Source organism: Streptomyces sp. NPDC059398, assembly GCF_042751845.1.
In the GTDB taxonomy this organism is placed as follows: domain Bacteria; phylum Actinomycetota; class Actinomycetes; order Streptomycetales; family Streptomycetaceae; genus Streptomyces.
The window spans coordinates 1-1,881 of sequence record NZ_JBHYWP010000213.1; the positions used below are offsets into that span (position 1 = coordinate 1).

A 1,881-nucleotide genomic window follows, 5' to 3' on the forward strand; every position below is an offset into this window, starting at 1 on the left:
GAGCGAGCTGCTCCGGCCCGGGGTTCCCGGCTTTTCCGCGCACTGCCGCCACCCTGCCCCAAAGCCGGGCTTTGAGGCGCTCAAAGCGCAAGTGTTAACGTGTTCGACATGAAGACAGCCGTGCGCCCGCATCCCAAGAGCCCCGCGCTCGTGGAGCGCCTGCATGTCGACCTCTGCCGCTGCATGTCCGCGGCCTGTCGCCGCGTCTGATCGGCCTCATGCGGCGGCGCCCCCCGTGCCGGGCGCCGCGCCCCCGTCCCCCGTGCTCCGTACCGAGCACACAGCTGCGTCCTCACCGGAGTGTCCCCATGTCCGCAGGTCCCGCGAGTCCCGAGAGTTCCCCGGCGAACTCCAACTCCACGGAGAACTCCACCGCCGGCCCCGGCGCCGGCCCCGCGAAGAAGTCCCGAATATCCGACAAGTTCCCGTTCTGGGCGCAGATCATCGCCGGTCTGGTCCTCGGTGTACTGCTCGGCTGGCTGGCCCGCAGCCAGGACATCAGCTGGCTCAAGTCCACCCTTGAGCACGTCGGCGGCATCTTCATCCAGCTGCTGAAGCTGGCGGTCGCCCCGCTCGTCTTCTTCGCGATCCTGGTGTCGATCACCAATCTGCGCAAGGTGAACAACGCCGCCCGGCTGGCCACCCGTACGGTCATGTGGTTCATGATCACCTCGCTGATCGCCGTCGTCATCGGCCTCGCGATCGGACTGATCACCAACCCCGGCGCCGGCACCGGCCTCACGCCCAAGGACGGCAAGGCTCCCGACGGCTCGGGCTCCTGGATCGACTTCCTGACCGGCATCGTGCCGACCGACGTCGTCACGCCCTTCACCCAGCTGAACGTCCTCCAGATCGTCTTCATGGCCGCCGTCGCCGGTATCGCCGCGCTCCAGCTCGGTGAGAAGGCCGAGCCGATCCTCAAGATCAGCGAGACCGTGCTCGAACTGCTCCAGAAGGCCCTGTGGTGGGTCATCCGCCTCGCGCCGCTGGGCACCATCGGGCTGATCGGCTTCGCCATCGCGGACTACGGCTGGGACCTGATCGGCAAGTACGCGACCTTCACCGCCGACATCTACGTCGGCTGCGCGATCGTCCTGTTCATCGTCTACCCGGTGCTGCTCGCGACGGTCGCCAAGGTCAACCCGCTGCAGTTCTTCAAGGGCGCCTGGCCCGCGATCCAGCTGGCGTTCGTCTCGCGCTCGTCGGTCGGCACCATGCCGGTCACCCAGCGGGTCACCGAGCGCCTCGGTGTGCCGAAGGAGTACGCCTCGTTCGCGGTGCCGTTCGGCTCGACCACCAAGATGGACGGCTGCGCCTCGATCTACCCGGCGATCGCCGCGATCTTCATCGCGCAGATCTTCGACGTGCATCTCGGCATCCAGGACTACATCCTGATCGCCTTCGTCTCGGTCATCGGCTCGGCGGCCACCGCCGGACTGACCGGCGCGACCGTGATGCTGACGCTGACCCTCTCCACGCTGGGGCTCCCGCTGGAGGGTGTGGGTCTGCTGATGGCGATCGACCCGATCCTGGACATGATGCGCACCGCGACCAACGTCGCGGGACAGGCCATGATCCCGGTCATCGTCTCGGCCCGCGAGAAGATCCTGGACCTCGACGCCTTCAACTCCGCTTCGGGCTCCCCGGTCGACGAGCCCGAGGTGCGGGCCTCCGACGCCGAGCAGAAGCCGTCGCTTCCGGTCGCCGCCTGACCGCTCTCCGGTCAGGGCTCGTTCCCGCCTGATCGTTCACGTCACGGGGGCCGGCCCCCCCCCCCGCCCCCGGGGGGGGGGGGGGCCCGGCCCCAGGCCCCGGGGGTGCGAAAAGGGGGGGTGGGGGGGGTGTGGGGGGGGGGGAGGGGGGGGTAAGCCCCAGCCACAC

The 1,881-nt window shown here is 69.0% G+C and carries 1 protein-coding gene; it reads left to right on the forward strand.

The features are described 5' to 3' along the window. The first annotated feature begins 308 nt into the window (after nucleotides 1-308). On the forward strand, nucleotides 309-1,712 hold the full coding sequence (locus tag ACFXBC_RS35060; protein WP_385034188.1) for a dicarboxylate/amino acid:cation symporter: 1,404 nt from the start codon (nucleotides 309-311) through the stop codon (nucleotides 1,710-1,712). Nucleotides 1,713-1,881: the final 169 nt, after the last annotated feature.

What these genes read in the sequence shown, in the direction of transcription:
- ACFXBC_RS35060 (WP_385034188.1), top strand. Translation starts at nt 309, where the DNA reads ATGTCCGCAGGTCCCGCGAGTCCCGAGAGTTCCCCGGCGAACTCCAAC.